This is a genomic window from Aquifex sp. (assembly GCF_056494385.1).
On the sequence record NZ_JBSLZM010000113.1, the window covers coordinates 24,938 to 31,461 of the forward strand.

Annotated in this window: 6 protein-coding genes; 5 read left to right on the forward strand and 1 reads right to left on the reverse strand. The window is 37.6% G+C overall.

Annotation, left to right across the window (positions count from 1 at the left end; genetic code table 11):
• The first annotated feature begins 5 nt into the window (after window positions 1-5).
• From ACWB1W_RS08360 to ACWB1W_RS08380, 5 genes are all read left to right on the forward strand, one after another.
• Entirely contained in the window at window positions 6-2,564 is a 2,559-nt protein-coding gene (locus tag ACWB1W_RS08360; RefSeq protein ID WP_479370911.1) for a POTRA domain-containing protein, read from the forward strand.
• Between the two features lie 32 nt (window positions 2,565-2,596).
• Window positions 2,597-3,202 carry a TetR/AcrR family transcriptional regulator gene (locus tag ACWB1W_RS08365; RefSeq protein ID WP_479370912.1) on the forward strand — a complete coding sequence of 202 codons (606 nt, stop codon included), beginning with the start codon at window positions 2,597-2,599 and terminating at the stop codon, window positions 3,200-3,202.
• On the forward strand, window positions 3,181-3,495 hold the full coding sequence (locus ACWB1W_RS08370; protein ID WP_479370913.1) for a 2Fe-2S iron-sulfur cluster-binding protein: 315 nt from the start codon (window positions 3,181-3,183) through the stop codon (window positions 3,493-3,495). The genes ACWB1W_RS08365 and ACWB1W_RS08370 overlap by 22 nt, the downstream gene beginning before the upstream one ends.
• Window positions 3,496-3,578: 83 nt before the next feature.
• Window positions 3,579-4,460, forward strand: coding sequence for a sulfurtransferase (locus ACWB1W_RS08375; RefSeq protein WP_479370914.1), 882 nt, complete (start codon window positions 3,579-3,581; stop codon window positions 4,458-4,460).
• Between the two features lie 54 nt (window positions 4,461-4,514).
• A complete protein-coding gene (locus ACWB1W_RS08380) occupies window positions 4,515-4,907 on the forward strand; it encodes a DUF2203 domain-containing protein (RefSeq protein ID WP_479370915.1) in 393 nt (130 codons plus the stop codon).
• Here the strand turns inward: ACWB1W_RS08380 and ACWB1W_RS08385 are convergent.
• Window positions 4,899-6,524: lytic transglycosylase domain-containing protein (locus tag ACWB1W_RS08385; RefSeq protein WP_479370916.1), on the reverse strand; the 1,626-nt coding region annotated here is incomplete at its 5' end. The genes ACWB1W_RS08380 and ACWB1W_RS08385 overlap by 9 nt on opposite strands.

Consider the following 6,524-nt stretch of genomic DNA (forward strand, 5'->3'; position numbering starts at 1 on the left):
CCGTTATGCTGGTCCTTTTCCTGGGTCTTCCTCTATTTGCCTTTGAAGTTATCCTAAAATCAAATTATCCTTTAAGGAGGAACAATATAATTTCCATCATAAATAAGGACAACTACAGAGAAATTATAAAAATCTTAAAAGAGATTCCGGAAATAAAGGAGGTAAAGTACAAAATTGTCGGGGATAAACTCTACCTATACGTGGAGAGATACCCGATAATAAAGGAAATAGCGATAAAAGGTAACGTATTTTTTCTGGACAAAGACGTAAAAAACATTCTCGGTATTGAAGAGGGAGGAATACTTTACTCAAAAAATGAAAAGATTTACGAAAGTATTCTGAGAGAAGCTTATATAAACAAAGGTTTTTTAGGAGCTAAGGTTAAAGTAAAGATTTACGTAAATGCCGAAGGAGAAGCATACGTAAAAGTTAACGTCAAGGAAAATAACCTTTACTTTTTTGGGGGGGCGGAGTTTAACGGTGTGAAAAGTTTCAGAAATAAAAAACTCCTTAAGGTTTCGGGTTTAATCGTTGGTAAGGTTTTTAACTTCAAGGACGTTGAGAGGGCTGAAGAAAAGTTAGAAAACTTTTACAGGAAAAAAGGGTTTTACGAAAGTTTTGTATTTTTTAAAACTCTGAAAAGGAAAAGTATAAAAAGGCGTTTTACGGAAGCTTTATTTCCCAGGACCAACAACTTTTTAAGACAACTTTCAATAGGTTTATCAAACCTTGTTAACCATCCTCTCGCAACTTTAAAAGCACTCTTAGGGGATGCAAAGGTTGGCATTCCCGTATATGAGGTCTACGAAGGTAATAAATACCTGATAAGAATAAAGGGGAACCTTTTTTTCTCGGATAAAAAACTCCTTTCACTGTTAGACAGTGAAGCTGTAGGAATTGATATATTTGTTTTAGAAAACTTTAAGAAAAAAATTATAAAACTTTACAAGGAAAAAGGTTTTTTTGACGTAAAGGTTGATTACGAGTTTAAGAACAATATCGCTACCTTTAGCGTAGATGAGGGGAAAAGGTATCTTGCCTATATAAACCTGAACGGTGAAAGATATACAATACCTTACGATAGAGAAGTTATACAGAAGCTTATAGATAAAAAGATTCAAAAACTAAGGGAAGAAGGATACTTAGGAGCAACTCACCAAGTTAAAGAAAGGATTGACAGAAAGGAAAAAAGGATTTTTGTAGATATAAAAATTACGAAAGGTTTTAGATATATACTCGGTGGTATAAGGATAAGGGATAAGGACTTTAAAAAACTAGAAGAGAAAATCAATTCCTCTTTGCCGTCTCCCTTTAAAGGGGAAATAATTGAAGAAGTTTACGAAAGTGTAATAAATAAATTAAGAAAGAAAGGATATTTTGACGGTATAGTCCTGACAAAGATTATAAGAATATGGAACGGGGATAAGTTAATACTGTTTTACGAGATAAGTATAAACAGGGGAAAAAGGTATACTTACGGCTACACGTTAATATACGGTCTTGAAAAGACTACATTTAGGGAGATTAATTACATGCTCGTTAAAGATATGCATTTCTCAAAGGAAAATGAAGAGGAAAGTACGTGGAACTTAATGGAAAGCGGAATTTTCAGGAGTGTAAGGCTTGATAACTACATAGACAGAAAAAGAAAAAAGGTTCACAGGTTCCTCTACGTAAACGAGGCAAAAAGGGGATTGCTTGAGCTTTCGGCAGGCTACAGCACCTTTGAGGGGATTAAGTTATCAGGCGGAGTGACCCTAAGAAACCTTTTAGGTGTAGGGCTTATGAGCGGTGTGAGGGCTTCGGTAAGCTCGAAGTTTAAAGAATATGAAGTATTCTTAAGGGATAAATTCTTATTCTCAAGACACTTTCTCGGAGAACTTAATCTGTTTAAAAATTACGCCCAACATAACAGCTATGAGCTCTTCTCAAAGGGTTACTCAACAACCCTCGGTTATAGATTAAATCCCTTTAACATTATTTCCCTTTCGTTCACAAACTTCATTGCTGAAACCAAAGGTGCGGAAAGTATAAAGGGAAATTTCTCAAAGTTATCCCTATCCTTTTTAAGGAAAGGTGTATTAAATGTTTCATTGAGTAAGACTTACGGAAAGAGAAATTACTACAGGTTTAATCTATCCTTTAGGCTAAAAAAGGTATTAGTTGAGGATAGAACAGGTATAAGAATAAAAACTTCTTACGGATATGTTTCAAAGCGAGCTCCCGTATTTGATAGATTTTTCCTGGGTGGATACTTCAATATGAGAGGGTACTCCTACGAAAGTATTGGTTCACCTTATGGAAAAAGACAAATGCTTTATATAAACCCTGAAATTTACCTACTTATAAGGAAGAGTATTGAGCTTATATTTTTCTCGGAATTCGGAAAGGTTGAAAACAGGTTTCCCTCTCTGTATAAAAACATGAAGAAGGATGTAGGTTTCTCTGTAGGTTTGAGAACCCCTGTCGGACTTGTTAGGGGTGACGTTGCTTATGCCCTGGATGAGAAAAAAATCGCTTTTTCAAAACTCAAGTTTTATGTATCCGTTGATTTTTACTTTTAGTTTTAACTGTTTTAATTTATAAATTATTTCCTATGCCCAGATATGCAAACACGGAGAGGCTTAAAGAAGAAAAGAAGGAAAAGATAATAAAAACCGCGTGCAAGCTTTTTGCCCAGAAAGGATACCATAATACTACAATGCCCGACATAGCAAAAGCCTTAAATATGAGTGTTGGGAACTTATACAACTACTTTCCTTCAAAGGAGGAACTGGCTAAGGAGATAATGATATACACATCAAAGCTTCTCGGAAGAAAACTGAGAAAGGTTAACGAACTAAACGTTGACTTTTACGAGAAAACAAAACTTCTCGTAAAAAATTTTCTTGAGACCGCAATAGAAGAGCCCGAGCTTATTAATTACTTCTTAAAGGTTTACCTTGTGAACAGAGAGGTTTTCAGGGATGGGTGTGAGGGGTTTGCCTGTGTGAGTGACGTAGTGACTGAAATAACCATATTTGTAAGTGACGGAGTTGAGAAAGGTGTTTTCAGAAATCAGGACTTCTTTACGGCCTTCGTCACTGTAATGGGTCCTCTCGGAGGTATAGTTTTTTTATATAACGAGAGTTTACTTGAGAAACCCTTAATGTCTTACGTGGACGAACTTGCGGAAAATATATGGAGAGCTTTGAGGGTGTAGAGATGCCGAGGATTGTTGTTACAAACATAAATATGGCTTTTGAAGGTATAGAGAATGAAACCATAATGCAGGTTCTTTATAGAAACGGTATAGAAATAGATAGTGCGTGCGGTGGACACGGCCAGTGTACTTCTTGTAGGGTTATTATACTCTCAGGTTCGGAAAACCTTTATCCACCGGAGTTTGAAGAGAAGGATACCCTTGAAGAAAACGGTATGAACCCCGAAGAGGAAAGGCTCTCCTGTCAGGCAAAGCTGAACGGAAAGGGTGACGTTGTTATATACCTCCCGTGAAAAAACTGTTAAAATTGCAAAAATTTTTTATTTGAAAATAAAATTAAAGAGCCATATAATTCCTTAGAAAGGAGGTGGGAAAGATGAGAGTGCTTGCAATACTTCTTATAGCGGTAGCTTTTACCTTTGCAAAGATAAATCTTATATCTCCCGAAGAGCTTTACAGAATGATTAAGAAGGAAAAGAACGTTGTTATTCTGGACCTTAGGAAAAGTATAAAAGAGTATTGGAAGGAGCACATTCCGGGAGCTCAATGGATACACTTTGAGGCCTTTAGGTTTCCTAACAGGGGAACTCCCGCGTTTTTCATACCCGTTGACCTATTCGTAGAAAAGCTTGAAAGAATGGGGATTGATAGAAACACAAAAGTAGTTCTTTACGACGCCGAGGGAACGTTTATACCCTTTTACGTAGCTTGGGGATTGGATTACATAGGACACCCCGAGGTTTACGTTCTTCACGGAGGTTTTAACCACTGGAAGGACAAAGACCTCCCGACTACCAAGGACTATCCAAAAATAAATCCGAAGGTTTACGGGATTTACGAAATTAACGACTCAATAAGAGCAGACCTTAACTACGTAAAGATGGCCTTAAATAGGAAGGACGTAGTATTTCTTGACGCAAGAACACCCGAGCTTTACGAGGGAAAGGCCGGATTCTGGAAAAGGCTCGGACATATAAAGGGAGCGGTAAACAGGTTCTGGAAAAGGGACTTTGAAGAAAGGGTTAACAAGTACGGAAAGAAGTATTACCTTCTAAGGCCGAAGGAAGATATAAGCATCTTTTACGAAAGCTTGGGAATAGGAAAGGGTAAAGAGGTAGTTCTTTACTGCGGTCAGGGTCTTATGTCAGCAGCTACCTACTACGTAATCAGATACTACCTCGGTCTTACGGACAAGGTAAGACTTTACGACGGTTCTTGGAACGAATACTCCCAGACAAACTTACCTAAGGAGCCTTAAGGTTCCTTGCCTTACCTCATAAACCTTTTTATAAAGGGAGGTAAATTTCTAATCATGAAGGTGTTTACCTTAAGGGAAGCAAGAGAGTTGCTCGTAAAAATAAAGCCGATAGCTGAGGATATTAAGTATAAAAAGGAAGAACTTAGAAGGCTCTACGAAGAGTTCTCCTCCCAGGAGGACGAGCTTGAACAGATGTATTTAAAGACAAGAATAAAGGAGATAGAAGCTCAGATAAAGAGACATCTTGCGAGGATAGAGGAGCTCGGCGGAGTTATTAAAGGAATAGAACCTTTGCTCGTTGACTTTCTTTCGGAACATGAAGGCAGGTACATATGGCTTTGCTGGAAAGAGGATGAGGAGACCATTATGTATTGGCACGAGTTGAACGAAGGGTTTGCGGGCAGAAGACCCGTTGAGGAACTTGAGGAGTCCGAGAAGCTATTCTAACTTTTCAGAATAAACGTAGTAGTTGTATAAAACCTTTTTTGTATACCTTTTGGTCTGGTCATAGGGTATCAGCTCTATAAATAAAAAATCATCTTCGTATCTCCTCCATTTCTTTACCGTGTTGTGTCCGGCGTTGTAAGCGGCTATCACCCTTACCAAGTCATCACCGAAAACGTCAAAGAGATAAGATAAGTACGCAGTTCCCAAAAAGACGTTCAGCTCGGGTTCAAATATGTTTGTTATCTTTATTCCGAGCCTTTTTGCCTTCCACGTTGCCGTGTAATCCATCAACTGCATCAATCCCTTGGCTCCTGCGTAAGATACCGCCAAGGGGTCAAATAAACTCTCTTGACGCATTATCGCGTATATTAACGCCTCGGCAACCCCGAACCTCTCAGAAGCTTTTTTGACAAGCTCCCTGTAAGGGGTTGGATAGGAAACATATCTGTATACCTCGGACTCAGTTCCGTATTTGTTTACTGCAAGCCTTATTGATATGTAGGGGTCTAAGCTTTGGAGAAGTAAAATATCCCCCTTAGAGATATCATCAATATTTTTTAAGGCCTCATAACGCATGTATTTTAAAAATCCGAGTTCATAAATTTTTTTAAGTTCATAAAAGAGGTTCGGAGGAGATATGTCCGTAAGCATTACGTCCCTGTACACTTCCATCCCGAGGATTTTCCTTGCAACCGCCCCGTAAAAATTCTCATACTTCGCAGTCTCGCTAAGGTATTTGTAAGCTATCTCCTCCTTTCCGAGGTTAACGTAAGTTTTGAAAACCCAGAAAAGTTTCTTTGCCTTATTAAATTTCCCTTCGGGAGAGTAATTTAAAAAATAGTTGATGGCTTTTTCATAGTCTTTAAGAAGGTAGTATGCAAGCCCGAGGTAAAATTTTCCTTCCTCTTTTTCACTTTTCTCTAAAAACTCCAGTGCTTCTTTTACTTTTCCTCTCTCAAGGAGTTCCTTTCCTGCGGTAAAACTAAGGAAAGGGTTCTCTTCAACGAGCTTTTTAATCTTTTTAAACTCCTCAAATCTAAGGTATATGTATAGAAGGGTTTCTTTTGCTTCCTTTTCTCTACAATTTTTTAATACCTTTATTGAGTCTTCAACCTTTCTTAAGCGGTAAAGAGCTTTTCCTTTAAGAACACAATCGGAAGATAATTTAACTACTTCTTTGTATAGTCTCTTCCGGAATAGTTTTTTCACTATTTCTTTTTTTTCCTCTTCAGAAAATCTGAAATCTTTTAGCTTATCGGTGAATATATAGGGATATGCTAAGGCAAGGGGTTTCACACTTAATTTATATTTTTCGTAAATATTCCTTAAGTTTCTTGCCTTCTCTTCTTCAAGTTCATCCGGTTTGAGAAGTTTTACGAGTCTTAAGATATTCTTCTTATCGTTTTTTTTATCGTAAAGGAGTATAAGCTCGTATATGAGTTCGTTTCTGAAAGGAGCATCTGGGTATTTATTTAGTAACTCATTGCCGAGATTTACATCTTTGGTTTTCAGGAATTCTGCGTAAAGCTCATACTTTTCGGCTATTCCGCCGAAGGCAAAAAGAAGGGTAATGAGTAATAAAAGTAGCTTCATATTAGCCTCTGTATTCTTTCTATC